25 protein-coding genes are annotated in these 25,087 nt (G+C 40.3%); 15 read left to right on the top strand and 10 right to left on the bottom strand.

The features are described from left to right. Positions 1–13 precede the first annotated feature (13 nt). The 5 genes from ACX9YW_RS13915 to nirB are packed head-to-tail and all read right to left on the bottom strand — an operon-like array spanning position 14 to position 5,603. Positions 14–640 carry a precorrin-2 dehydrogenase/sirohydrochlorin ferrochelatase family protein gene (locus ACX9YW_RS13915; protein WP_460347361.1) on the bottom strand — a complete coding sequence of 209 codons (627 nt, stop codon included), beginning with the start codon at positions 638–640 and terminating at the stop codon, positions 14–16. Then, positions 640–1,326 (bottom strand): sirohydrochlorin chelatase, encoded by a 687-nt coding sequence (locus tag ACX9YW_RS13910; protein ID WP_460347359.1) that lies wholly within the window; start codon positions 1,324–1,326, stop codon positions 640–642. The genes ACX9YW_RS13915 and ACX9YW_RS13910 overlap by 1 nt, the downstream gene beginning before the upstream one ends. Beyond that, positions 1,323–2,774, bottom strand: coding sequence for a uroporphyrinogen-III C-methyltransferase (gene cobA, locus ACX9YW_RS13905; protein ID WP_460347357.1), 1,452 nt, complete (start codon positions 2,772–2,774; stop codon positions 1,323–1,325). Before cobA ends, ACX9YW_RS13910 begins: the two co-directional genes overlap by 4 nt. Before the next feature lie 50 nt (positions 2,775–2,824). Continuing rightward, positions 2,825–3,145: a nitrite reductase (NAD(P)H) small subunit gene (locus ACX9YW_RS13900; protein WP_460347355.1), complete on the bottom strand. Its 321-nt coding sequence runs from the start codon at positions 3,143–3,145 to the stop codon at positions 2,825–2,827. Between the two features lie 28 nt (positions 3,146–3,173). After that, complete coding sequence (gene nirB, locus ACX9YW_RS13895; protein ID WP_460347354.1) at positions 3,174–5,603, bottom strand: nitrite reductase large subunit NirB; 2,430 nt, start codon at positions 5,601–5,603, stop codon at positions 3,174–3,176. Between the two features lie 334 nt (positions 5,604–5,937). Between nirB and ACX9YW_RS13890 the strand changes: the two genes are divergently transcribed. The 10 genes from ACX9YW_RS13890 (at position 5,938) to ACX9YW_RS13845 (ending at position 12,371) form a co-directional block, all read left to right on the top strand. Then, positions 5,938–6,306 (top strand): spore coat protein, encoded by a 369-nt coding sequence (locus ACX9YW_RS13890; protein WP_460347352.1) that lies wholly within the window; start codon positions 5,938–5,940, stop codon positions 6,304–6,306. A 48-nt stretch (positions 6,307–6,354) separates the two neighbouring features. Continuing rightward, the gene (locus ACX9YW_RS13885; RefSeq protein ID WP_460347350.1) at positions 6,355–6,780 is read left to right on the top strand and encodes a spore coat protein; all 426 of its coding nucleotides are present in this window, start codon (positions 6,355–6,357) and stop codon (positions 6,778–6,780) included. Positions 6,781–6,929: 149 nt separating this feature from the next. Beyond that, entirely contained in the window at positions 6,930–7,304 is a 375-nt protein-coding gene (locus tag ACX9YW_RS13880) for a spore coat protein (RefSeq protein ID WP_460347348.1), read from the top strand. 374 nt (positions 7,305–7,678) lie between these two features. Further along, complete coding sequence (locus ACX9YW_RS13875; RefSeq protein WP_460347346.1) at positions 7,679–7,975, top strand: RNA polymerase alpha subunit C-terminal domain-containing protein; 297 nt, start codon at positions 7,679–7,681, stop codon at positions 7,973–7,975. A gap of 172 nt (positions 7,976–8,147) precedes the next feature. Continuing rightward, positions 8,148–8,255 (top strand): putative holin-like toxin, encoded by a 108-nt coding sequence (locus ACX9YW_RS13870; RefSeq protein WP_460347344.1) that lies wholly within the window; start codon positions 8,148–8,150, stop codon positions 8,253–8,255. A 358-nt stretch (positions 8,256–8,613) separates the two neighbouring features. Continuing rightward, positions 8,614–9,036, top strand: coding sequence for a MarR family winged helix-turn-helix transcriptional regulator (locus ACX9YW_RS13865; protein WP_460347342.1), 423 nt, complete (start codon positions 8,614–8,616; stop codon positions 9,034–9,036). Between the two features lie 36 nt (positions 9,037–9,072). Next, entirely contained in the window at positions 9,073–10,050 is a 978-nt protein-coding gene (locus ACX9YW_RS13860) for a ring-cleaving dioxygenase (RefSeq protein WP_460347340.1), read from the top strand. Between the two features lie 333 nt (positions 10,051–10,383). After that, on the top strand, positions 10,384–10,890 hold the full coding sequence (locus ACX9YW_RS13855) for a hypothetical protein (protein ID WP_460347338.1): 507 nt from the start codon (positions 10,384–10,386) through the stop codon (positions 10,888–10,890). A gap of 281 nt (positions 10,891–11,171) precedes the next feature. Next, positions 11,172–11,534 carry a group I truncated hemoglobin gene (locus ACX9YW_RS13850; protein ID WP_460347336.1) on the top strand — a complete coding sequence of 121 codons (363 nt, stop codon included), beginning with the start codon at positions 11,172–11,174 and terminating at the stop codon, positions 11,532–11,534. Positions 11,535–12,110: 576 nt separating this feature from the next. Continuing rightward, positions 12,111–12,371 carry a hypothetical protein gene (locus ACX9YW_RS13845; protein ID WP_460347334.1) on the top strand — a complete coding sequence of 87 codons (261 nt, stop codon included), beginning with the start codon at positions 12,111–12,113 and terminating at the stop codon, positions 12,369–12,371. 23 nt (positions 12,372–12,394) lie between these two features. Here ACX9YW_RS13845 and qoxD read toward each other — a convergent pair whose 3' ends face one another. From qoxD to ACX9YW_RS13820, 5 genes are all read right to left on the bottom strand, one after another. After that, entirely contained in the window at positions 12,395–12,676 is a 282-nt protein-coding gene (qoxD, locus tag ACX9YW_RS13840; protein WP_460347332.1) for a cytochrome aa3 quinol oxidase subunit IV, read from the bottom strand. 2 nt (positions 12,677–12,678) lie between these two features. Beyond that, entirely contained in the window at positions 12,679–13,275 is a 597-nt protein-coding gene (gene qoxC, locus ACX9YW_RS13835) for a cytochrome aa3 quinol oxidase subunit III (RefSeq protein WP_460347330.1), read from the bottom strand. A 1-nt stretch (position 13,276) separates the two neighbouring features. Then, entirely contained in the window at positions 13,277–15,220 is a 1,944-nt protein-coding gene (qoxB, locus tag ACX9YW_RS13830) for a cytochrome aa3 quinol oxidase subunit I (protein ID WP_460347328.1), read from the bottom strand. Between the two features lie 64 nt (positions 15,221–15,284). Further along, positions 15,285–16,196 carry a cytochrome aa3 quinol oxidase subunit II gene (qoxA, locus tag ACX9YW_RS13825; protein ID WP_460347326.1) on the bottom strand — a complete coding sequence of 304 codons (912 nt, stop codon included), beginning with the start codon at positions 16,194–16,196 and terminating at the stop codon, positions 15,285–15,287. Positions 16,197–16,946: 750 nt separating this feature from the next. Continuing rightward, positions 16,947–17,768 (bottom strand): YybI family spore inner coat protein, encoded by an 822-nt coding sequence (locus ACX9YW_RS13820; protein WP_460347324.1) that lies wholly within the window; start codon positions 17,766–17,768, stop codon positions 16,947–16,949. Positions 17,769–18,099: 331 nt separating this feature from the next. On the opposite strand from ACX9YW_RS13820, the gene ACX9YW_RS13815 reads away from it, so the two are divergent. The 5 genes from ACX9YW_RS13815 (at position 18,100) to ACX9YW_RS13795 (ending at position 24,616) form a co-directional block, all read left to right on the top strand. Further along, positions 18,100–18,381, top strand: a complete 282-nt coding sequence (locus ACX9YW_RS13815) for a heterocycloanthracin/sonorensin family bacteriocin (RefSeq protein WP_460347323.1) — start codon at positions 18,100–18,102, stop codon at positions 18,379–18,381. 142 nt (positions 18,382–18,523) lie between these two features. Further along, on the top strand, positions 18,524–20,482 hold the full coding sequence (locus ACX9YW_RS13810) for a putative thiazole-containing bacteriocin maturation protein (protein ID WP_460347321.1): 1,959 nt from the start codon (positions 18,524–18,526) through the stop codon (positions 20,480–20,482). After that, the gene (locus ACX9YW_RS13805) at positions 20,482–22,422 is read left to right on the top strand and encodes a TOMM precursor leader peptide-binding protein (RefSeq protein ID WP_460347319.1); all 1,941 of its coding nucleotides are present in this window, start codon (positions 20,482–20,484) and stop codon (positions 22,420–22,422) included. The genes ACX9YW_RS13810 and ACX9YW_RS13805 overlap by 1 nt, the downstream gene beginning before the upstream one ends. A 24-nt stretch (positions 22,423–22,446) precedes the next feature. After that, positions 22,447–24,024 (top strand): SagB family peptide dehydrogenase, encoded by a 1,578-nt coding sequence (locus ACX9YW_RS13800; RefSeq protein ID WP_460347317.1) that lies wholly within the window; start codon positions 22,447–22,449, stop codon positions 24,022–24,024. Between the two features lie 265 nt (positions 24,025–24,289). Then, a complete protein-coding gene (locus ACX9YW_RS13795) occupies positions 24,290–24,616 on the top strand; it encodes a putative quinol monooxygenase (protein WP_460347315.1) in 327 nt (108 codons plus the stop codon). Positions 24,617–25,087 lie beyond the last annotated feature (471 nt).

The raw sequence follows: 25,087 nt of genomic DNA, 5'->3' as shown, positions 1-25,087 counted from the left end.
TGTCCTTGTTCATTTAGGTGGCCATGATTCGGTTGTAGAGTTTTTGAAAGTCTTTTTCTCTGGTGGGGCTTTCGATGTAGGCGGGATGGACGATGGCTGTGAGTAGTTGCTTTTTTTTAGCCTCGTCAGCAACATGCTGCAAAATATAGGATCTACAGTCATGAAGAAAATCCAAATAGCTAATGTAGCGTTCATCGTAAGTATCTTTAAGTTGCTGACGGATTTCACGAGCTAAAATCGGGCTAGCCCCACCGGTTGAAACGGTAATCGTGAGCCGCCCTCTTTTCACAACCGCAGGAACAAGAAAGCTGGAATCCCAGTGATCATCTGCTAGATTCACTAATTGGCAGGAGTCTCTCGATTCTATCACAGCTAAATTGACTTCACGATCATTCGTTGCCGCAAAGACGAGAAAAGCTCCCACCAAGTCCGTTTCGGAAAACGCCTTCTTTTTCCAAGAAATGCAGTCATACTCCCCAATCAATTGCCCAAGCCTGTTCGTTACCTCCGGGGAAATGATTTCGACCATTGCCCCAGTTCCTAGCAATCCGAGTACCTTTCGTTCAGCCACTAATCCACCGCCAATCACCACCACTTTTTTACCAACAAGATTGAGATGGATCGGATAGTAGTCATTCATTATAACACCTCTGCCTTTGTCTTCTTTTCTACAAGAACTTGTTGCAAACGTTGATCAAAGCCAACTGGTGCACAGATTCGGCTCTCCTCGACCAAGTCTCGCAATTTTCCAAGAAAGCCCCCTGAAAACAACAAATAAGGTAACACAAGAGCCGTCGCAGAAGAATTAGCTAACACTTCACGATAAGAAGGCTCAGCTGTAAAATAGGCGCCTCTAACTTTTGTCCCGACCCGTTCCTGTAACATCGCAGTAAGCTTTTCAAACAGGACCGCACTATCCGGCACACGACTGCCATGTGCAACAAGGACCACATCTTCACTATTATGACCTTTTTCCTTTAGGCGATCTGTTAATATCTCTACCATGACCGGATGAGCCCCAATCGCATCACCATAACGAAAGACAATGTCCGTATGCTGCTCTTTCAGTAACGCGATTTCCTCAGGAATATCATCATTGGCATGAACACCGGGTAGTAAAAACACAGGCACAACAGTCACCTCACTGGCCCCGGCTCCAATAGCAGCATCAACAGCTTGAAAAACCGAAGGTTCAGCATTCTCAAGAAAGCCGTATCCTTTTATAGGTGTATCAAGCTCGGCTAGTAACCTATCAATAAAGGAAATAAACGCTTCATTTCCCTCACTCCCTTTACTGCCATGCCCAATAAATATCACTGCCTTCATGCCCGCCCCCTCTTTTCTTTTAAAAATTCTAGCAAAGCACAAGTAGTTGGCAGTGTTGGAATTCCAATTGGCTTTAATCCATTTGTTACCGCCGCTTGATAGGTTTTCTCCCCCATACAAATGATGTCGGCCATCCCGATGGCTTGTTGGAACCCTTTATTCATTTCCTGCAAAAAGGGGGCAACCGCTACACTGCTTGGGAAAATAATCGTATCAATTGTGGCATCCTCCAACATGTGCCGGAAAATGGGATAGAACGCTTCATCAATCTGTTTGAAACTGGTCATAAAAACATCGGCATCTGGAAATTCCTCGCCAGCATTCTCCCTATCCGCAACGATGAGGACACGACCAGCTTTATCCAATGCCGCTTGGTCCTCAACAAAGAACCCTCTTTTTCTTAATGCTGCCTCACTTTTCGTAGAGGCACCATATAGCTTGGCCTTAAGCAGCCGTATGTCTAGATTTTGTTCGATTAAGACTGTAAAAAACTCATCCACACTTTCAGATGACGTAAACAACACGCTCTCATAATGTGATAATTGGCTTAATATAGTCCGATTAACAGGTGCCTTTACCTTTTTCCATCTAGGGAATTCATAGACATCGGCCCCCTCGTCCGCTAAAACTTTAGCCAACTCGCTCCATTCGGTACCAGATCGCGCCAATAAAATCTGTCTACCAAACAAAGGTTTCTTTTCAAACCAAGATAGTTTTTGACGGAGGGAAATAATATCGCCAACTAGGGTAATCGCTGGGTTACTAAAGCCTTCCTGCTTGGCCATCTTACTAATAGTGGCGAGTGTGCCTTCCAAGGTTTTTTGGCGTCCAAATGTCCCCCACTGAATCAAAATGACAGGAGTTTCCGGTGATTTCCCATTCTCCATCAGGTTTTCACAAATAAAGGGGAGATTTCCGATTCCCATATAAAAAGCAATTGTAGCGACTCCGCTCACTAAGCCTTTCCAATCGATGCTAGGTTGTCCGTCCTTTGATTTGTCGTGCGCTGTCACAACCGCAAAGGATTCGCCATATTCACGGTGAGTAACGGGAATACCCGCATATAGTGGGGCAGCAATCCCAGATGAGATTCCCGGGACCAATTCAAAGGGAATTCCAAAGGCTGCCAAAGCTTCTGCTTCCTCCCCTACACGTCCGAATACTCCAGGATCCCCTCCCTTTAGGCGAACAACGATTTTCCCTTCGAGCGCTTTTTGAACAAGAAGGTCATTGATTCTTTCCTGCCTTAATGTATGGCGATCGGGAAGCTTTCCGCAATAGATGAACTCACAGGTGGGAGCAGCGTATTGCAGCAGCTTCGGATTTGCCAACCGATCATATAAGATGACTTGCGCCTTCTGGATGGCTTCAAGACCTTTTACCGTAATAAGGCCGACATCACCAGGCCCAGCTCCGACTAAATACACTTTCCCTTTTTCCATGCTCATTCATCCTTCCTTCTATAAAGCGAGGGGACTCGCAGCCCCCTCGTTTTGAGCTATAAAATAATACTCACCATTTCTCCATCGATTTCGACCGGATAGGTTTTCACTTCGCCCGAGTCAGGCTCCTGAACCTTCCCATCCTCTAGGCTAATTTTCCAATCATAACAGGGACAATAAAGATATTTTCCGCTTACCAGCCCATCCACTAGTGTTCCACCTTTAGGATGCGGACTCTTGTTTTCCACTGCTTTGACACGACCATCCGTGAGGCGAAACAAGACAACCTCCTCTTTGCCAATTTGAAATAATTGACCAATATTTACGGGGAGCATCTCATAGTTCATTAGGGCTATCTTCGTCAGGGTTTGATTCATTAGGATCAACAGCCTTTCTTAAAAATGTTTACAAGATGGAAACGGAACGCTTTACATAATATTTTTCTTGAAGATCCTTATCTAAAATCGCCTCTTGCCATGGTTCGATATAGCGAGAGAGGGTCTCATCAAGTCGTTTGTTTAGTTCATTTCTCTTTTGTTCGTCAAAAAGTACTTCTTTCACATGTTGGAGCCCGATCCGCTCTAACCATTTAGAGGTTCGTTCTAAATAGTTGGCTGTTTCGCGATAGTACTGAAGGTAGGCACCTGTTATCTCCATTACCTCCTGATCCGTTTTCACGGTGCATAAAAGATCCGCCGGACGAAGATCCATACCACCATTCCCACCAACATAGATTTCCCAGCCACCATCGACCCCTACAAAACCAATATCCTTGATACCGGATTCAGCACAGTTACGCGGACAAGCAGAAACTCCCATTTTGACTTTATGTGGTGTATCAAGCCGTTCGAATTTCTTTTCTAATTCCATTCCTAATCCCATCGAATCCTGGGTGCCGAACCGACAGAATTTAGCACCAACACAAGTTTTAACGGTACGAAGAGTTTTCCCGTACGCATAACCAGATGGCATGCCTAGGTCTTCCCATACCTGAGGAAGATCCTCCTTCTTTAGACCAAAAATACCAATCCGCTGTCCACCCGTTAATTTAATCAATGGGGCTGCATATTTTTCAGCAACCTCGGCAATCTTTTTCAAATCTTCAGCGGTTGTCACCCCACCATACATTCTTGGCACCACCGAATACGTTCCATCCTTTTGAATATTGGCATGCATTTTTTCATTCACAAGTCTTGAGTCACGGTCGTCTTTGTAATGATCACGGTAAATCATTCCTAAATAGTAGTTGATGGCCGGACGACATTTTGAACAGCCTTCAGCTTCCTTCCAGCCTAAAACATTCATCACCTCGCGAACATTCGTTAAACCTTTTTCCTTGATTTCCGCCACCACTTCATCCCTGGATAGAGTCGTACATGTGCAGATGGCTGTTTTTTTAACCGAAGTATCGTATCCATCGCCGAGTGTATAAGCGAGTATGTCTGAGATCAACGACTTACACCGACCACAGGAACGGCCTGCATTCGTGCAGCCACCCACTTCGTCAACAGTGGTCAGGTTGCTGCTACGAATCGCTTCGACAATCGTTCCTTTCGTCACCCCGTTACAGCCGCAGACTAACTCTTCGTCGGCCATCGCATCAACATCGCTTTCTTCCGATGCGCCACCACAACAGCCGCCTGAGGAGAGTAAGGACACGCTTGTCATACCGCTAATATCATCTTTTTGCATAAGCATTTTAAATAATTTTGTACTATCTTTTGTCTCTCCATAAAGAACAATTCCCACAATTCGTTGGTCGCGGATGAGAATTTTTTTATAAATTCCATCGAATTCATTATGGACCTTAATGGCTTTTGTGGTTGAATCATCGTGAATTTCACCTGCTGAAAATAGATCCACGCCTGATACCTTAAGCTGTGTTCCGGTGACGGAGCCTTGATATGGCTTCGTTGGCGAACCGGTTAAGTGAGCGGCAAGTACGCGCCCTTGTTCATAAAGTGGTGCCACCATTCCATAGGTGACTTCGCGATGCTCGGCACATTCCCCGACTGCATACACATGTGGCACACTGGTTTCCAAATAATCATCGACGACAATCGCACGATTGACGTAGATGCCGTTGTCTTTAGCTAACTTGATGTTTGGACGAATGCCGACCGCCATCACTACTAGGTCGGTTCTAATTTCCGTTCCATCCTCAAAGCGAATACCTGTTACAAAATCATCGCCTAGAATTTCAGCGGTTTGCTTTTCTAGTAAAAAATTCATCCCTTCCGCTTCGAGTTGATTCTTTAACATTTTCGCGCTTTCCGCATCGAGCTGTCTTTCCATTAAATACGGCATTAAATGAACAACATCGACTTCCATCCCAAGATTCAGTAAGCCTTTGGCTGCTTCGAGGCCTAATAGTCCCCCGCCGATCACCACCGCTTTTTTATATTGGCGGGACGCTTGGATCATCATTTCACAATCATGGATATCACGGAACCCGATGACACCTTGTTTCGTCGCTCCAGGTACTGGGAGGATGAAAGAGCTTGAGCCTGTTGCAATGATTAATTCGTCATATTCCACGATCCGTCCCGTTTCAGAGGTCACCAGTTTATTCCTTGAATCGATGCTTATAACCGCTTCATTGGTGTATAAGGTAATCTTGTTCTCTTCGTACCAGCTCCAATCATTCATGATGATATCCTGCAACGTCTTTTCCCCTTGCAAGACATACGATAATTGAATCCGGTTATAGTTCGGATGCGGCTCATTACCAAAAATGGTCATCTGGAATACGTCGGGAGCAAGCTTCAGTATTTCTTCAATTGTTCGAACACCAGCCATTCCGTTTCCAATCATGACAAGCTTTTTCTTTTCCATATGATATTCCTCCTAAGAAGTGCTAGACTTATGGGGTTATAGTTCATTTCAGGTTAGGTGTTTTCTCTATAGTTACATTGTAATGAGGAATAACTCGTTTGATTGTGATGAACTTCACAATCCAAAGAAAGTTTGTTCAATGTTTCACAAATGTGTCAAAAAGTCTCCGTACAGTGGAAACTCCCCTCTCATCCAGCCAATATATAGCCTTCCCCCAAGCTAGTCAATCGTTCCAATGATTCTGTTAATTTCCATGTTTTTATCAGGAAACTTGTCCATACCATTCCCATTCTTGAGAATAAATTATAGGAGTAATTAAAAAGGAGGAATTCAAATGCACAATAGACAAAGTGCAGATAACCATTTAGATGTCGATCAGTTTGAATCACAAGGTTTGGTGATTAAAAATTCTCATAAGATTCAAGTGACCCAAACAGAAGTACAAGGCCTTCTGTTAATTCAAGTGGCATTACAAGCTGCAGTGGAGGCGGCTATTTTAGTCTTAGGTCATAATAACTGTGGGAATGATGTCAAACAGCTTCAGAAAATTTCCCAGAGCCTAGACGTAGACCAAATTCAAAAACAATCGGTTTATATTGAGGATTCGGGAGAAGTTACGGTTGCTCAAACCGAAATTCAAGTAGATGCTGTCGTACAAGCTGCGATTAACCTCCTCGCACGCCTACTGGTAAAAGTGGGATAACCCATAGTTTTGTTCATTAATCATCCTATAGAAAGAGAGGAAACGAAAATGTCAGACAGACATGATAAAAGGGATAAATACAATAGAAAGCATGACGAACATCGCAAATCTTCTGACCGACAGTCTGGGAGTAATCGTACTGATGTCGATCAATATGAATATCAAGGTTTAGTTATTCGTAATTCACATACGATCCAAGTCACTCAGACAGAAGTTCAAGGATTATTGCTTATTCAAGCTGCCCTTCAAGCTGCTGTGGAAGCGGCTATCCTTGTCCTTGGTGGTAGCGGTAATAAGGAAGTAAAGCAATTACAGAAAATTGCCCAATCCTTAGATGTCAATCAAGTTCAAAAACAATCTGTTTTTATCGAAGATTCTGGTGAAATTACTGTTTTACAAACGGAAATACAAGTAGATGTTGTAGTACAAGCTGCTATTAATCTTCTAGCTAAATTACTATTAAAAATCGGCTAAACGTTTAAAGTTGATTCGATCCGCTATACTCACCAAGGAGTAGTCATTTAGCGTTGTACTAATTTTTTTAAATAAAGATGCTTGTCCAAGCGTATAAATTTTTCTTGGAATAAGATATAAAGAATTTAATAACAATGAGGTGAAGAAAATTGTCAAGTAGAGGTTCACAAAGTTCACACAATAATTTGGATGTTGATCAATTTGAATTCCAAGGATTAATTATTAAGAATTCCCACTCCATCCAAGTAACACAAACAGAAGTGCAAGGTTTAGTTCTTATCCAAGCTGCACTTCAAGCCGCAATCGAAGCAGCTATTGTTGTATTTGGCAGTCATGGAAGCAAAGAAATAAAACAATTACAGAAAATTTCTCAGTCGCTTGATGTCACACAAGTTCAAAAACAGTTTGTTAAAATTATCGATAGCGGCGAAGTAACCGTACTACAAACAGAAGTTCAAGTAGATGTTGTGGTACAAGCTGCCATTAACCTTCTAGCGCAACTACTGGTAAAATTCGGCGGATAACCTTTTTTACCTGTAATAGCGCCCCCTCTCATTAGGTGCTACTGTAACTGTTCTACAACTCTTCCTCTTATACCCCAAAAGTAAGCACGGGAATAGTCCCGTGCTACTTTATTGGACATGCAGTAGAATAATACATAGTAACGAAAAACATTCAAACTAAATAAAAATAAAATGAATGCCATAAAAATAGTCTCGTTGCCTTTTGGTTTAGCTAGATAGATAATTAAGAAGAAAAGTAAGCACTGTAAGCCAAAGGAGATTCTAAATGATCAAGTCGCCTTGTTGGCTGTAGGTGAGTTAAATCATAAATTAAACCAATGAAGGTCATTGAATGAATACAAAGGAAATGGCTATTTATAAAAGGAGATTTGGATATGTCAGATGCCAATAAAAATTTACGGACATGCGACAAAGGACATAGCTTTTACAAAAGCAGTGACTGTCCTACTTGCCCAATTTGCGAACAAGAACGTAAACCCTTAACCGGCTTTCTTTCTCAACTTTCAGCCCCAGCAAGACGGGCATTAGAGAACAATGGAATTACAACATTAGAGGGGTTAGCCACGTTTAGTGAAAAGGAGATTTTACAATTTCACGGGATGGGACCAGGTTCTCTACCGAAACTAAGAGCTGCTTTAGAGAGTTCTGGGTTATCATTTAGGCAGAGTTAAACCTTCATGGAATCTATTAGAGCGATGTATCAATCTGGATTTCGTTCAGACAAATACGAACATTAGTTCTATTTTCCTCTATTAAAATCTTCCATATAATGATAAAATTATGGTATTACAACTACATACGCAGGGTGGCGGCTGAAACTCCCATCTAAAGGGGGTGAAAGCTTTGACGACACACGAAGTTCTTACCCTTTTGTTTGCAGCTCTTTCATTTGAAACTGTATTAATTTCAACGATTGTGGCCATTGTCGTCGCCATCACAAAAAAGAAATAGCCACCCTGCCGACCAAGCAACGGGTGACTATTTCTCTCACTGAGGTCTGCCGCTCATCCTGCGGCATGTGTGTTGCAATGATCAGGTGTTCTGTGCACCTGATCTTTTTCTTTATATCCTTATTATAGAAAAGATAATCGTATTACTCAAGATTTATCCCACCCGGATTACCCCGCTTTTAAATTCATTTTTCTCTCAAAGGCCACCTCTTGTTGACATTGATAGGACTCGTCAGCTGAATTCACGAGTAGCAATAAATTCATATTTACAAAAGCTATTGACAATAAATTTATTACGCAATAAAATTATCTCAGATTCAAGATATTTTAAATTGAGATATTTTAAAGGGGTGAAAGATATGGAGAACAGATGCACTAATCAACCCTTTCTGATATTAATGCAAACATCTAAAGCCATTCATGATCGAATCAAGGAAGAAATGGCCAAGAAAAATCTAGGTATAACGGAATTTTCTGTGTTAGAAGTTCTTTATCAAAAAGGGAAACAAACCATTCAACAAATTGGAAATCTCATTTTGATTCCGAGTGGTTCGATGACCTATGTAATAGATAAATTGGAACAACGAGGTTTATTAAGTCGGAATGCCTGTCCAGGTGACCGCCGAGCAATCCACGTAACATTAACGGATGTTGGACATGAATGGATGAACGAAATCATGCCAAGATACAGTGAGTTAGTAGATGATATGTTCGATTCATTGAATTCGGAAGAGAAAGAGACATTGGTTTATCTATTAAAAAAAGTAAGAGAAAAGGTTTAAGGGTACACTATTCATACTTCTTGGAGGGAAAAGACAATGAACCATTTAATAGGAATACACCATGTAACAGCGATTACAAGTAGTGCAGAAAAGAACTATGAGTTTTTCACTTATGTTTTAGGGATGCGTTTAGTTAAAAAAACGGTCAATCAAGATGATATTCAAACTTATCATTTATTTTTTGCCGATGATAAAGGCAGTGCCGGCACAGACATGACTTTCTTCGACTTCCCTGGCATTCCGAAAGGCGTCCATGGAACAAACGAGATTTCCAAGACATCTTTCCGTGTGCCTAGTGATGCAGCGTTAGACTATTGGGTAAAACGTTTTGATCGCCTCGAAGTGAAACATGCTGGAATCAAGGAACAATTCGGCAAGAAAACTCTTTCTTTCGTTGATTTTGATGATCAGCAGTATCAGTTGATTTCTGATGAATTCAATCAAGGCGTGGAATCAGGCACTCCTTGGCAAAAAGGGCCGATTCCATTAGAGTTTGCGATTACTGGTTTAGGACCTATCTTTGTTCGTATTGCGAATTTTGATTATTTTAAAGAGTTGATGGAAAAAGTTCTATTATTTAAAGAGACTGCGGCTGAAGGGGCATTTCACTTATTTGAAGTCGGTGAAGGTGGAAATGGCGCCTCCGTCATTGTTGAATATAACGCCATTCTTCCGGCAGCCCGACAAGGTTTTGGTACGGTCCACCATGCCGCTTTCCGAGTTGAGGATCGCTCCGTATTAGATGAATGGACCAATCGTTTAAGCAGCTTTGGGTTCCAGACATCCGGTTATGTCAATCGCCACTTCTTTGAGTCATTATACGCAAGAGTGGCACCTCAAATTTTATTTGAGTTTGCTACTGACGGTCCTGGGTTTATGGGCGATGAACCATATGAAACGCTTGGCGAAAAGTTATCACTGCCACCGTTCTTAGAAGGTAAACGTGCAGATATCGAAAAATTAGTCCGCCCAATCGATACCGTGAGAAGTACAAAAGAATTCGTTAAAGAATAACTGGTTTAGTGCTTTGTCTCTAAGGACATTGGATCCGTTATTTCGTTAAAAGTGACGTTTTTTAAAAGCTTTCCGGAAACACATTCCGTTATGGCTCAAAAATGAGGCATCTTGCATTCAATTTTGAGCTATAACGGATTTTTTGTCCTCTAAAACATTTAAAAGGACCTATTTTAGCAAAAAGAATATCTGTCCACCAAATCTCCCCACACTTACCGACAGGAAGCACAACATTATATAGATGAAAAATAAAGTGTGTTACGGTAACATAAATGGTAGTAGGACGATTAAAGAAAGTCCCTAACAAAGATAGAATATGTGGGAGGACATACGATGAAAAAATGGTACACAATGATTTTTTTGATATTCCTGTTCGTGGTAGGATGTTCAAATGAAACAAAACAAGTAGCTACTGACAGCGCTATTCAAGAAAGGGAAAATGAAGAGTCCACGTCAGAAACAGAATCTGTTGTTCAAGAAGTAGAGGATAGATATTTTATTTCACTTGAGGAATTCAACCAGCTGTTTGAACAAGATTCCAAAGAAGAACAGTTCATCGATGGGAAATTTCAAATGGCAGATGGCACAATTGTTTACGCTGATTATTTCCGTTATGGTAAAAGCGATCTCTTCGATTATGCAACAGCGATTTTTTATGGAGGAAAATTAGCCCATATCGAGCTTGAAACAACAACCACTCCTGAAGAATTTTTATCATCTCTGAGGATAACTCAAGATCAAAATGCAGCCATTGATCCAAGCCCAAATGGATTTAAAATCAACTTTGATGATAAGTTCCATGAAAAAAATGTTAGTGTTTACCCAACTGAATGGGAATAGAAATGAGCCCAATCTACTATTAAGTTATAGCCACCAAAGCTGGATAGCAGGGGTGGCTATTTCTATTTTTAGTACGGTAAATCCTCATCATAGGTTCCGCTAAACCCTGTTTTTTGCTGCAGTGTTAATAGTTCTTGCTCTTTTTATAACATGCCATTCTAACGGCTTGAACCTACTTGTTTGAGGACACCAGAAGGTAGCAGTAACCTTTTAAAAAAGGAATAAAACCACCATTATATCAAAGGATATATAAGGTACTCAATGAAAAGGAGAATGAATAAATGGAACAATCTCTTTACGAAAAAATTGGTGGGGAAGAAGCAATCTCAAAGGTTGTAGAATATTTTTACAATGAATTAGTCCTGAAAGATCCAGCCGTTCAGCAATTTTTTGAAAACACCGATATGGAAAAACAAAAAAAACATCAGGCAAAGTTTATTAGTTTCGCTCTAGGTGGACCGAATCAGTATTCAGGTAAATCGATGCAAAAAGCACATGAAGGAATGGATTTGCAACCTGTACATTTTGACGCCATTGTAAAACACCTTCATGATGCACTTGCCCACTTTGGAGTTAGTGAAGCAGACATCGACACGGCATTAACAAAAGTAGCAACATTGCGGGATGACATACTGTACCAGTAAAGTAAAAAGCTTGGGACTTGTGACTAGATAGATAGTTTGTTTTTGTCGCTATCGCATGCGTTTTACCGTGGAGGACAGGGCTCTCTCTACGACAATTTGGACCGTTTCGAATGCCTTTTTGTCGTTGAGACGCTCTCTCTACGACAGTTTGGACCACTTCGTATGCCTTTTTGTCGTTGAGACGCTCTATCTACGACAATTCGGACCACTTTGTATGCCTTTTTGTCGTTGAGACGCCTTCTCTACGACAATTCGAACCACTTTGTATGCCTTTTTGTCGTTGAGACGCCTTCTCTACGACAATTCGGACCACTTTGTATGCCTTTTTGTCGTTGAGACACCTTCTCTACGACAACTTTGACCACTTCGTATGCCTTTTTGTCGTTGAGACTTCCCTACTAAAATTCAGCCCTTCTCACAAGAGAAGAGCTATTTTTATTTCGTCACCTGAATGAAACACAAGAACCGCACCCATTTTTCATGTCAAGAAAAAACTAAACTATTTTAGAAAAAGTTTGACAAATTTGTGAACAAGAATAATAATATAAGAATATACTAGTGGAGGAGTTGAGCTAAATGGAATCCAAAGAAAAAATACTGAATATTGTAAAAATTTTAGGGTCTACCGTACTTGCCCTTGGGATTATCCTTTTTTTATTTGGTGTTTTTGCAAGCGATTTCAGTATCCTAACATCCATTGGAATCGGAACCGTGATGGGAGCGGTATTTATATTTTTGATTGGCGTATTTTTTGTCGCTACAGAAGAAATGCTTTCGAAAACATCGAAAGGACATCAAATTATACCACAAGCAGTAAAAAAAGGAACACCCGTTTAGGTGTTCCTTTCGTATTTAATAACCTACATATCCCAAACCATGGCTAGCAACGTTCCGAAGATGGTCACTAGCGCGATAATAAGACCATAATAGACGTTTGTGTAAATGGCCCCTTTATCTTTTGTTTCCCCAGCATGCATAAACACAACCAGCTGAAGACCAGCTTGCAGGAATGCTGTTACTAATAAAATTATCATTCCGGTTGAAAATGACAAATCGAAAAAGTAAACAGCCAGTGCAACTACTGTCAGGATTAATGAAAATACAAAGCCCATTACTTGTTTCATTGGAAATAATTCGCTCATATTTACATCATTCCTTTCAAGTAGATAAAACTAAAGATAAAGATCCAAATGACGTCAAGGAAATGCCAGTAAAGCGAGAAAATAAACGATTTATTGGCGGTTTGCGGCGTAAGTCCACGTTTCCACACTTGTAGAACGATAAAGAGTCCCCAGAAAAGCCCGATTGTCACGTGGATTCCATGTGTCCCTAATGTTGTTAAAAGGATGGATGTAAAGGCACTTGTTTGTAACCCTGCCCCTATGTGAACATAATGGACAAATTCATAAATTTCTACACCGATAAACGCTAAGCCGAGTAAAAGCGTGGTAATAAAGAACCCGATCATCGCTTTTTTTCTGCCTAAACGCATGGCATGAATTCCAAGACCAACGGTAAAACTACTTGTTAAAAGTAACAATGTTTCGATTAAAACTGGCGTAATTTCAAAAATTCCTGCACCAGTTGGCCCTCCTGCTGTCCTATTCACTAAGGTAAAATAGGAAGCAAAAAGAGTAGCAAACAACATGATTTCCGCACCTAGGAAAATCCAAAACCCGAGGATTTTCAATCGATTTTCTTCGGTACTATATTCAAGTGGAAGTGAGTGATCCATTTTCATTTTACGCACCTCGCAATCTTGTTTCAGTTTCTTCGATTTCTTTTACAGAGATGTAGCGACCGTCATCTTTTTCAAAAGAACGAAGAGCCATGCAAACAAATATTCCAATCGTTGTCAGGATCACTGGAATCCATAAACTAAAGACAAAAGAGAAGCCCCAGACAAAGAAGATACAACTCATAACAAACGGGATGCCGCTGTTGTTTGGCATATGAATTTTTTCATATTCGCCCTTGAATATAACATGACCTTTCTTCTTCATATCCCAGAAAGCTTCAACGGAATTAATCTGCGGTGTAATCGCAAAGTTGTATTCCGGAACCGGAGTATGTGTAGCCCACTCAAGTGTACGTGCATCCCAAGGATCACTGCTAATATCACGTGAAGCATAACGTGTGCTGTAGTAGATGTTATACACAATTAACACAAAGCCAATCGCCATAATCCCTGCTCCAACAAACGAAACCATATTTAATGGTCCAAAGCCAGTCGCTTCTGAGTACGTGTACATTCTACGTGCCTGACCATCTAGGCCAGTGATATACATCGGCATGAACGCTAAGACAAATCCGATAGAAAGTAACCATGCTGTCCATTTACCGATTTTCTCGTTCAACATAAAACCAAACATTTTTGGCCAGTAATACGTAAGACCCGCAAGCATCGCAAATACCACACCTGGAATAATAACATTGTGGAAATGCGCCACTAAGAACATCGTATTATGATATTGATAGTCCGCTGCGGACATCGCAAGCATGACTCCCGTCACTCCACCTAGTGTGAATAGTGGAATGAAAAGTAAAGCATATAGCATTGGTGTCGTAACCACAATTTTCCCTTTTCTCAAAGTAAGCAACCAGTTAAAAATCTTTACCCCTGTCGGAACAGCGATGGCCATCGTGGTAATCGAGAAGATACTATTCGTTAATGCACCTTGACCCATTGTAAAGAAATGGTGTGCCCATACTAAGAACGATAGCAAGGAGATAATCACCATTGATCCTACCATCGATTTATAACCATATAGATTACGGCGGGCAAAGGTAGAGAAAATCTCACTATAAATACCAAATGCAGGAAGAATTAGAATATAAACTTCAGGATGTCCCCAAACCCAGAAAATATTGGCCCAAAGCATATCCATTCCACCATTATCCATCGTAAAAAAGTTGGTTCCAAATTGGCGGTCCAATGTCCCCATTGCAAGCAATACAGCTAACACTGGAAACGCAAATACGATAATAACGTTGGCAATGAAGGCAGCCCAAGTGAACATAGGCATTTTCATTAGCGTCATGCCAGGTGCTCTCATTTTAAGAACCGTCGTGATAAAGTTGATTCCTGTCATTAGGGTACCAATACCAGCAATCTGAATCGCAATCATATAATAATTCGTTCCAACCGAAGGACTGAATTCATTACCCGCCAGCGGGAAATAAGAAGTCCATCCAGCATCAGGAGATCCACCGACAATAAACGAGATGTTAAATAACATCGCTCCCATAAAGAATAACCAGAAGCTTAAAGCATTCAAACGTGGGAATGCCACATCACGAGCTCCAATTTGTAGCGGAATCACAAAGTTCATGAAAAACATAATAAATGGCATCGCCATAAATAGAATCATAACGATTCCGTGCGTGGTGAAAATTTCATTATAATGCTGTGCATCCAATAATTTTAGGTCTGGTGCTGATAATTGCGCACGCATCATAATCGCATCTACTCCGCCTCGGAATAACATGAGCAAAGCAGAGATTAAATACATGATTCCAATACGCTTATGGTCAACCGTTGTTAACCATTCACGCCATAAATAACCCCATTTTTTAAAATAAGTTAAGCCTGCCAAAATGGCGACGAGTGTAAGTCCTATGGCAACCATCGAAGCATAAATAGCGAAACTTGGATGAGGTACGGCAAAACGTTCAAAGAAATCCATACGTTTGTGACTCCTTTCGAAAACAATTTATAGATACATGCCTATTGATGAAATGTTCATTTTTTTAATGATGATTGTGGTCAGAGTGTTCTCCATCTGAAGAACCTACATGTGATTCTGTCATTTCTTCCGTATCCGATGATCCATGATGATGGCCTTCTGGAGCCGGTGAAAATTCTAAGTGTGTCCCAGTGAATGTCATCCTTCCAAGATGACCTGGTTCTAATAATTTTTCAAATTTCTTTTCAGTTATCGGTTGGGCTGTCTCTTTTACTTCTTTTACCCAATCATCAAACTCTTTTTGAGACATCGCTGTTACATCAAATGTATTTTGGGCAAAACCTTTACCACTAAAGTTTGCATTTCGACCCATATATTCTCCTGGTACATCAGCCGCTAGATGGAGCGTGGTCACCATGTCAGCCATAGCATATTTTTGTCCTCCCAGCTGCGGAATCCAGAAACTTGTAATTGGCCCGTAGGAATAAAGCTTAAATTCAAGTGCTCGATCAGTCGGAATATACAAGTAGTTGACTGTTTCAATTCCTTCTTCCGGATAGCTAAAATGCCATTTCCAGTTAGAGGATGACGCATATACGACTAAAGGTTCTTTATCCTCATATCCTGCCGGTCTAGACTCGACAATGTAATTACTTTGAACAGATACAAAGGAAAGATACGCAACAATTAATATTGGAATACCTACACAGATTGCTTCTACCCAGATGTTCCCTTCTAAGTGAGGAGGTTCATAATCTGGACTTTGTTTAGATGCTCGATATTTTACTAACATCATGATGAGCAGTCCAAAGACGGCAATAACAATAAAAGACATGATTCCAATTGATAGAATAATATCACTAGCTTGCCTTTCTGCTTGTGGTCCCTTAGGATCCAACACAAGTAATGGCTCACAGCCTGCTAGTACAGAGGCAATAGTGATCATCATTCCAACAAAGGTCCATTTTAGTTTCATAGATGTACCCCTTTCTATCTTTGTTTTTACTTATTCATGCGAATAAATTCACAAGCACATATTCAGTGAAGAGTTTGTGATTTTTTTCACACAAAGTATCTATCAACTATGATATGTGAATTCGCTCACAAATTAAAGTAAAATGATTTTCCAGTTGTAGTTAACACTATATTCATAATGTTAACATGGTTTTCTGCAGATATTTGACGTACTTGTGACAAATAATTGACGTACTTGTGACAAATTTGTTAAGGATTTTTTTACTATCGCTAACCTTAAAATGGAATAATTGTGAACATTGATATTGGTGTGATTGATATTGGTGACAGGCACCGATATCCCAATAACTGGAAGTTGATGTCCTCGAAAGCAGCGTTCCAAAATTATCCGGAAACTGTTCGTAGTTTATTAGATTAATTGGACTAATCCTGCAAACATGTGGGTTGTAATGAGCTTTAGGCTGATCTCTATACCAAAATGAATGCAAATATTGCTAGAACGGTATAGAGAGCCTCTTTCTATACCAAATTGATTGCCAAAATTGCTAGAAATGGTATAGAGAAACTCTTTTATACAAAATCAGGTGAACCACCTCAAAAGGTAAAAAAGGTTTTTATTGAAGAAATAAAATAGCCAAAAATGAACAAATTAAAACTTGCTCATTTTTGGCTTAAATTAACCTTTGCTTAAGATACAGTATCTACTTTACCAAGGATAAGGCCCATCCATTATAGGGATGAAAAACATGTTCTATTCTTCTTTTTCATATCGAGCGATTTCTTTACTTGGATCTTCTTCATACACTAGTCTATAATCTCGTACCTCATAAACATTTTGATTCAAGGAAAATGTGCTTATGAAGAGAGCTATCGTATCGGGATGACTAATACCAATAACTCTTTGAGTTGTAATAATTTCAGCCCTACCGTCCCCATCAATATCCTTTATGTCATATAAACTTACTGGATCAATCCAGGTGCCTATATTCGGCAAATACTCATCCGCCCCCTCTTTATAATTCTCAGGATTTAACTCAATGGTTGCCGATACTTTCTTCTCTTTATCAAAAAAACTAACTTGATAATCTCCTGTATATTTTATTTCAAACCGTTGGTTATCCCCATGTGCTGGTGCTTGTTTTTCCGATTCAAACAATACTAGCAATTCACCGTTTACAGGCTTAAAAATATTAAGAAGGATTGCTCCGGCTGAGCCAGTAGAATATTGATAAAATAAAATCTCATCCGTATCGTCTTGATCTAAATCCTGCACCTTCACTTCTGTATGAAAAATTCCGTTTTCGTTTGGAATCTTTAATTTTTCATCATCACCAATCAGAAATCTCCAGTATGTTGGCATATCATTCTCAGTAGGCATTTCAACGATGAGTGTTTCATCGTTTCCATTAATTCTTAATTGATATTCTTGAACTTGAGTGTTTGCAGCAGGCATTTTCTTAGTCATAATACTGCTTGAAGAAGATGAGGATGTCATTTGGTTTAATGTCCCACATCCACTTAATAAGACCATACTTACAGCTACCATAGCACCAATAAGGATTGTTTTTTTCATATGTGTCCCTCTTATCTTTAATATTTTCCTATTATTAGACGATCGTCAGAGGGAAATTGTTTCAATGTAAATACTTCGGTGCCTGTCACCGTCGGGTAAGCTTTTCAATAAACCGACTATCAGGTTTCACTTATCGAATAGAAAATGGATTAAATCTAAAATTAATTAGGCTTTGACATCAGTAACAAAGGCCTAACAGGAATCATACTTTGTTGATGAGAGTGCACAAATTATTTGATGGATAAAAATGCCCAAACTGATTATAACTTCGTTCAGCTCTCACGTCAGGTGTCGGCAAACCTGATAATAATATACAAAGGAGAAGAAAAAAATGTATAATCTTCAAAATCAATTGCAAGGCTTGCAAATGGACCCATACCAAGTTGGTCAGGTAGTTCCTCTGGATCCTTATAGCCAGGATCTGTCTGGGGACATTCGTCGTTGCGGTGGCTGCGGTCGTTGCGGTGGCTTTGGTCGTTGCGGAGGATTTGGCCGTTGCGGAGGATTTGGTGGTTGTTTCGGATTTGGTATCGGTCTTGGTGGTTGTTTCGGTTGTGGTGGTTGTGGTGGTTGTTTCGGAGGACTTGGCTTTTTTAGCTGTTTCTTCATCTAAAAAAATATATATTTTTCCAAAAAATGTGTCCCTGCGAGTTTATGGCAGGGACACTGCTTTTTCGTTATTCATAACGGACAAATTAAACTACATAAAATAGTAATGCGTAGTTCGAATCGATTAGAAATAAGGAGGAGCTTAAATGACAAAACTTAACTCGTCCACGCGTCTGAAGGTAAAAAGAGATACGTTTTATCTACCTGATCCAGAAGGTGGTGTGTATTTTAGAAATAACGAAAGCTCATTCCGAATGACAGGCAGTTCCATCTATCAGTGGATTGAAACACTCATACCGATGTTTAACGGGGAGCAAACATTGGGAGAGTTAACAGAAGGACTTACGGCCCCCTATAAGAAAAGAGTGTATGAGATTGGAGAAACGTTGTACCAGAATGGCTTTGTGCGAGATATAAGTAAAGATCGACCACATCAATTAAATCGTACGGTTCTTGAAAAATATTCTTCGCAAATTGAATTTATCGAGAACTTTGTTGATTCTGGTGCGTACCACTTTCAGGAATTCCGTCAGGCTAAAGTTCTGGCTGTCGGAGCCGGTCCCATTCTAGTTTCATTGGTTGGCACATTACTCCAATCGGGACTTCCTACATTCGATTTTCTTGTAACAGAATCATTACCTACCAATCGACAAAGGATTTTTGAGCTCGTTCAGAATGCCCGTGAGGTCGACTCTGAGGTGGGGGTTAAGGAGGTCCCATTCGAAAAAGGTGAACACAAGAATTTTTGGAAAGAAGCTGTGGGAGCCTATGATTGGGTTCTCTATGTCTCTCAAGATGGGAATGTAAAGGAACTAAGGAATCTGAATATGGTTTGTAAGGAGGAACGAAAGGTATTTCTACCTGCCATACTTTTAGAGAAAGTGGGACTATCCGGTCCAGTCGTTCATCCCGAATCAGATGGATGCTGGGAGTCTGCGTGGCGCCGCCTCCATCAATCTGCAGTTGGAGTCGGTGAGCAACCCGGCAACTTCTCTTCAACAGCTGGATCGATTCTTGCGAATGTCCTTGTATTTGAATTTTTCAAGAAGGCGGCAGAAATAGCTAGTTCGAATCAAAGAAATCAAATTTACCTACTTGATCTTGAAACATTGGAAGGTAACTGGTTATCATTCATTGCCCATCCGTTGGTTACATTTACAAATCTAACTCCCAGACTTTTAGAAGACCTTGACTTAAGGCTTAAACATGAACCGAACAGAAATGCCCCACCTACTAAACTATTGGAATATTTTATTGGACTAACTTCTGAAGAGATTGGAATTTTCCATTTATGGGAAGAACAAGATTTGCCACAGCTCCCCCTACCACAGTGTTATGTTCAGGCAGTAAACCCGTTGACTCACGAGCCAGCAGGACTTCTTTCAAAAGTTGTTTGTGCTGGGTTGACCCATGAGGAAGCAAAAAGAGAGGCTGGGCTGACTGGCATTGAAATGTATGTTTCTCAATTAATCGATTCAAATGCTAAGGGATATTCAAACCAGAATGATCATGTTGACACGTTCATTCCTGAGAGTTTCATGGGTATCGGTGCAGGAGAAACAATCGAAGAGGCCGTTTGTCGAGGGCTACAAACCTATTTAGATAAAGAATTAAAGGAAAGAAAGGGAAGTCAACAGAGTACGATTTTAGATTTGCAGGTAATAGAAGATCAGCATTGCAGATATTATTTCAATGCACTGACCACTTTAAATGGTCCAGCGATCATTGATTTAAGAGAGGATATTTTGGGATTCCCTGTCATACGAATACGAACGAATGGTCAGTCATACACGAAGGCTGGTTTAAATATAACGTTTGCGTTACGCAATGCCATACAACTAGCCCTTTTAGATACTCAAAACCAAGTACATTCAACAATAGTAAGTCAGAAAAAAGAGCCAGCCGATTTTAGGGGAAAAGAGAAAATCAAACTCAACATTCCTTCTTGTGATGAATTGAATCCATTAGAACTACTACAATCTGCCACTGGGGTCTTAAAGGAAAGTAGGAAACGCTTATTTGTTTATGATCTTTCGTTCGAACCATTTTTAAAAGAAGATCTAGCAGGGGTATTTGGTGTACAGGTTCGAGAGGAGGAATCCTAATGACAGCCTTAATCATTATGGATGGAAAGGGTTTATTAGCGGATTTTGTTTATCAGCAATTATCCGATAGCTTTTCCATTACGCGTCAAAGTATAGCAGAAGATATTCCGGTTGAAACAGAATTAGCTCTGCTTCTCCACGATTCCTGGCATCCATTGATTCTTCAAAAAGCAGAAAAAAGATTTAGGGAAGCTGGTATCCCATGGCTTCGAGGTTTCGTTTTGTTTGGGGAAGGAATCATTGGTCCGTTCGTACGCCCGGACACATCGGGATGTTCTTGCTGTGCTGATATCCGGCGAATTCTAGCAGGGCCTGATCAGCAAGAAATGTGGGAGTTTCAAAGGAGAATGGTAGCAGGTGAAGGTGGACTGCCAGATGCTTGGGTATCACGCACAGGCTTATCTCAAATGGCCGATTTGATATGTCATGAAGTACGGAGGATTCTACAAGGCGAATCCAGCAACTTACAAGAAAAAGTGCTCATTACGAACCTGAAAGTGTTATCGAACTCCGTACACTTTTTCTTGCCCGACCCATTGTGCCCGATGTGCAGTTCATTACCCGATGATACATCAGAATTAGCTCAAATCCAGTTGAAATCTAGTCCTAAAATCAATAGTGGCAGTTATCGCAGTCGTTCAATGGATGAATTAAAAACAGTACTAGTCAAAGATTACCTTGATACTCGTACCGGGATTATGAATGGAAAAATGCAAGATATCAGATTGCCGTTTGGTGATGTTTTAATGAACATGCCTCTATTTGGTGGAAATGAGGGAGTGGCGGGGAGAACAAATTCTTATGAAATGAGTGAGCTGACTGCGATTTTAGAAGGTTTGGAGCGATATTGCGGCATCGAGCCTCGCGGAAAAAGGACAGTTGTTCGTGATAGTTATCATCATTTAAAAAACAACGCATTAAATCCAACAAGTGTAGGTGTTCATGAATCTAAACATTATGAAATGCCTCATTTTCCATATCAAAAATTTAATCCTGATGCCCCAATGGATTGGGTCTGGGGTTACTCGTTTTTACAAGAAAGACCTATTTTAGTTCCAAAGCTACTTGCCTATTATAGTTTAAGTTATGGGGAGGGCTTTGTTTATGAAACCTCTAACGGATGTGCCTTAGGTGGGAGTTTAGAGGAAGCTATTTTTCATGGCATCATGGAGGTCGTCGAGCGAGATTCCTTTTTGTTAACCTGGTATGCTAAGCTCCCCCTTCCACGTCTTGATCTTCGTTCTGCGAATGATACAGAATTACAGCAGATGGTGGACCGCATTCATGAAGTGGCCGGACATGACCTTTATTTTTATAATTCAACAATGGAACATGGAATTCCAAGTGTTTGGGCAGTGTCCAAAAACAGAAGCTCCAATGGTGTAAACCTGATCTGTGCTGCTGGTGCAAACCCTGATCCAGTTAAGGCGGTTAAAAGCACGATTTTCGAGTTGGCAGGAATGATGTTTAGGGATGATGAAAAATTGGAGACAAACCGAGAGAAATATGAAAGAATGCTGCAAGATCCGTTCGCAGTCCGGACCATGGAAGACCATGGGATGCTATACGGTCTGAAAGAAGCAGAGGAACGACTGAATTTTTTAGTAGATGATCACCGACCTTTGCGTACATTTACAGAGGAATTTAAGGAGCCACCGGCCAATACGGACTTAAAAGACGATCTGGAGGATATCTTACAGAGGTTCCGCGACCTAAATCTTGATGTAATAGTGGTTGACCAAACCACACCGATCACGAAGCGGAATGGATTATTCTGTGTAAAGGTCATTATTCCTGGTATGTTGCCAATGACATTTGGGCATCACCTCACTCGCGTCAAAGGTCTTGAAAGAGTACTTACGGTACCTATGAAGCTAGGATTTGAGACGAAACCATTAACGTATGAACAGCTTAATCCATTTCCCCATCCATTCCCATAGCGGGAGAGTAGGAGGACAAACGATTTGGAGCTAGATACTTTTTTACATCAACTGCATTTTGATACGGCTAAAATTTTTCCGCCTGATTGGAACGTAGATTGGGAAGACGCGCCACTTCCCTATAAATTGTACCGTGACTTACCAACGATACCTCTTTCCGAAGAAGTGCCCTTAACACTCCAGAAGAAAGAAAATAATCGAAACCCTAGTCTGGATGAGCTTGGTCATTTTTTATGGTATGTATACGGTCTAACTCAATTCTCTCAATCTCCATTAATGGATGAGACCATGGGTAAGAATGTGAGTTTTAGACAGTCGTTACGAAGATTTGTTCCCTCGGGAGGAGCACTGTATCCTAATGAATTATATGTGTATGTAAAGCTGGGTGACATTCCAGAAGGAATTTACCATTACGATGTGGCCCATCATCGTCTTATTTTATTACGGGAAGGAAATTTCGATTTCTACTTATCTAGAAGTCTTGCGAATAGCCTTTCTTTTTCGGATTGTTTTTGCACTATTTTTATCTCAACCGTTTTTTGGAAAAATTTTTACAAATACAATAATTTTTCCTACAGGCTCCAAGGGTTAGATGCAGGAGTGTTAATTGGGCAATCCTTAGAAGTGGCCAATACGATGGGGTTCTCAACACGGGTATGTTATCAATTTCTTGATCGGTCCATTAATCATTTACTTGGTTTATCCGAACAGGAGGAAAGCGTATATGCGATGATCCCATTAAGTACGAAATCATCCATACCTTGTGTTGACAACGAAGAAAGAGAAGAAATGATTTTATCATCTGATTTGTGTCGGGAAGTTCCTAGGTTGCAACATGTTTCCTATAATCGTTCAACGAGAGTCCTTGATTATCCAATACTGAGAAAACTGAATGAAGAATCGATGTTTGAAACAACGCATTCCTTTGTAAAATTAAAGAAAGGTGATGCTGGGACTTCCTTAGGTCCGGAGATGGTCTTGTTGCCATTTACGGAGTCTTTTTCGTACGATCTCGCATCTGTTTGCAGGAAGCGATATTCTCCTGAAATCGATTTTACGTTAGGAAACGTAAGCCTGTCACAATTATCTACTTTATTAAACGAGACAATTTCTTTCTTGTATCAAAGTGATCTTGACCATACAGAGGGACATATTGAAACTCGTGTTTCTTTGTATGGCAGTTTTTATCATGTAGAAGGAATTCCTAATGGTACCTATTCTTATGACAATGGCACCCATGCCCTTCGGAGAATAGCCAAAGGGGATTACCGGGAATATTTACATTATGGATTAACCATGCCCAACGTAAATTTGTATCAGGTTCCACTTTGTATGCATGTAGTCGGAGACAAGGATCACCTCAAAGAGATGTTGGGGTATAGGGGATACCGTATCCAACAGATGGAAGCAGGCATAATCACGCAACGGCTGCTCTTGATGTCATGTGCCCTAGGAATGGGCGGCCATCCATTGTTGGGATTTGATGTGAACCAATGTGATGAACTTTACAGGATTGATTCCAAAGGGAAAACCAGTTTGATTCAAATTCCCGTCGGTCCATACCGACCACGCGCCTGGTTAAAGGGGAATTTGCTTAGCTAAATAGAGGAGCAACAGTAATTTACTGCCATGTTGTCCAATAGAATGACCTCTATTGGACAGATTGGTTTTTTCTGATTATCATTTTGTCCAATAGCCGCTCTCTACTCATTGCCATTTTGTCCAATAGACTCTCTCTATTGGACAGGTTGTACTTCCAAACAACCATTTTGTCGAATAGAAATTCCTATTTTTTTTATGAGAGTGCTAGGAAAATGAAGGGAAAATGTAGAAGTAATGCTCAGAATAATCATTAAGGAGGATTATCATGAGCAAAAGCAAATTCAGTTTGTTTGGCAAGTTTACTGTTCAGGAAGGTGAACGTGACACAATGGTAGATATTTTGTTGGAAGCAGCAGAATCCATGAAGAATCTTGATGAGTGTGAGATTTATCTTGTAAATATTTCAGAAAGTGAGCCAAATTGTGTTTATGTTTACGAAGTATGGAGCAATGAAAATGCCCATCAAGCCTCCCTCACTCTTGAATCTACACAAACTTTAATCAAGCGTGCAAAACCAATCATTACTGGAATGGAAAGGATAAGCACACTAGAAACAAGGGGTGGCAAGGGGATTCCATCTAGTTCTTATTAAGTTAGCGAAATGATACGACAATTGAAGTTTTAAACTACGAAATACAGAGTGGTCTATTCTGATTAAAATTTGTTTTTTCCTACATACATAAAACCCTTTTCCTCGATAGGAAAAGGGTTTTTGTTTTTTCCTACTTAATTTATTTTTTATGCGACACATACTATCTTAGTTAAGTAATATTCTCTACCTTAATAGCATTTATGAGGCTAAAAATATAGTAATTATTTCGCCAACCGAAAGAAACATGAGAACCGTACGAGACCACTGAAAAAATCAGTTTTTATTTTAACCATTATCTAAATCAATTCATGTAATATATCCAGCATCTTTAGCGCTGGGATTATTGCTCAACGCCATACTTAGTCATTTGGAGAGTAGTTTTGGCGTTGAGACCGACGCTCAACGCCATATTTAGTCATTTGGAGAGTAGTTTTGGTGTTGAGACCGACGCTCAACGCCATATTTAAGCAT

The organism is Pseudoneobacillus rhizolycopersici, assembly GCF_054786815.1.
The sequence above is the reverse complement of the archived record's forward strand: the minus strand, read 5'-3'. Positions and strand labels throughout refer to the sequence as shown.

Excerpts from the sequence above, each read along its gene's own strand:
- ACX9YW_RS13915 (WP_460347361.1), bottom strand. The coding sequence starts at position 640 with ATGAATGACTACTATCCGATCCATCTCAATCTTGTTGGTAAAAAAGTG.
- ACX9YW_RS13910 (WP_460347359.1), bottom strand. The coding sequence starts at position 1,326 with ATGAAGGCAGTGATATTTATTGGGCATGGCAGTAAAGGGAGTGAGGGA.
- cobA (WP_460347357.1), bottom strand. The coding sequence starts at position 2,774 with ATGAGCATGGAAAAAGGGAAAGTGTATTTAGTCGGAGCTGGGCCTGGT.
- ACX9YW_RS13900 (WP_460347355.1), bottom strand. The coding sequence starts at position 3,145 with ATGAATCAAACCCTGACGAAGATAGCCCTAATGAACTATGAGATGCTC.
- nirB (WP_460347354.1), bottom strand. The coding sequence starts at position 5,603 with ATGGAAAAGAAAAAGCTTGTCATGATTGGAAACGGAATGGCTGGTGTT.
- ACX9YW_RS13890 (WP_460347352.1), top strand. The coding sequence starts at position 5,938 with ATGCACAATAGACAAAGTGCAGATAACCATTTAGATGTCGATCAGTTT.
- ACX9YW_RS13885 (WP_460347350.1), top strand. The coding sequence starts at position 6,355 with ATGTCAGACAGACATGATAAAAGGGATAAATACAATAGAAAGCATGAC.
- ACX9YW_RS13875 (WP_460347346.1), top strand. The coding sequence starts at position 7,679 with ATGTCAGATGCCAATAAAAATTTACGGACATGCGACAAAGGACATAGC.
- ACX9YW_RS13865 (WP_460347342.1), top strand. The coding sequence starts at position 8,614 with ATGGAGAACAGATGCACTAATCAACCCTTTCTGATATTAATGCAAACA.
- ACX9YW_RS13860 (WP_460347340.1), top strand. The coding sequence starts at position 9,073 with ATGAACCATTTAATAGGAATACACCATGTAACAGCGATTACAAGTAGT.
- ACX9YW_RS13855 (WP_460347338.1), top strand. The coding sequence starts at position 10,384 with ATGAAAAAATGGTACACAATGATTTTTTTGATATTCCTGTTCGTGGTA.
- ACX9YW_RS13850 (WP_460347336.1), top strand. The coding sequence starts at position 11,172 with ATGGAACAATCTCTTTACGAAAAAATTGGTGGGGAAGAAGCAATCTCA.
- ACX9YW_RS13845 (WP_460347334.1), top strand. The coding sequence starts at position 12,111 with ATGGAATCCAAAGAAAAAATACTGAATATTGTAAAAATTTTAGGGTCT.
- qoxD (WP_460347332.1), bottom strand. The coding sequence starts at position 12,676 with ATGAGCGAATTATTTCCAATGAAACAAGTAATGGGCTTTGTATTTTCA.
- qoxC (WP_460347330.1), bottom strand. The coding sequence starts at position 13,275 with ATGAAAATGGATCACTCACTTCCACTTGAATATAGTACCGAAGAAAAT.
- qoxB (WP_460347328.1), bottom strand. The coding sequence starts at position 15,220 with ATGGATTTCTTTGAACGTTTTGCCGTACCTCATCCAAGTTTCGCTATT.
- qoxA (WP_460347326.1), bottom strand. The coding sequence starts at position 16,196 with ATGAAACTAAAATGGACCTTTGTTGGAATGATGATCACTATTGCCTCT.
- ACX9YW_RS13820 (WP_460347324.1), bottom strand. The coding sequence starts at position 17,768 with ATGAAAAAAACAATCCTTATTGGTGCTATGGTAGCTGTAAGTATGGTC.
- ACX9YW_RS13815 (WP_460347323.1), top strand. The coding sequence starts at position 18,100 with ATGTATAATCTTCAAAATCAATTGCAAGGCTTGCAAATGGACCCATAC.
- ACX9YW_RS13810 (WP_460347321.1), top strand. The coding sequence starts at position 18,524 with ATGACAAAACTTAACTCGTCCACGCGTCTGAAGGTAAAAAGAGATACG.
- ACX9YW_RS13805 (WP_460347319.1), top strand. The coding sequence starts at position 20,482 with ATGACAGCCTTAATCATTATGGATGGAAAGGGTTTATTAGCGGATTTT.
- ACX9YW_RS13795 (WP_460347315.1), top strand. The coding sequence starts at position 24,290 with ATGAGCAAAAGCAAATTCAGTTTGTTTGGCAAGTTTACTGTTCAGGAA.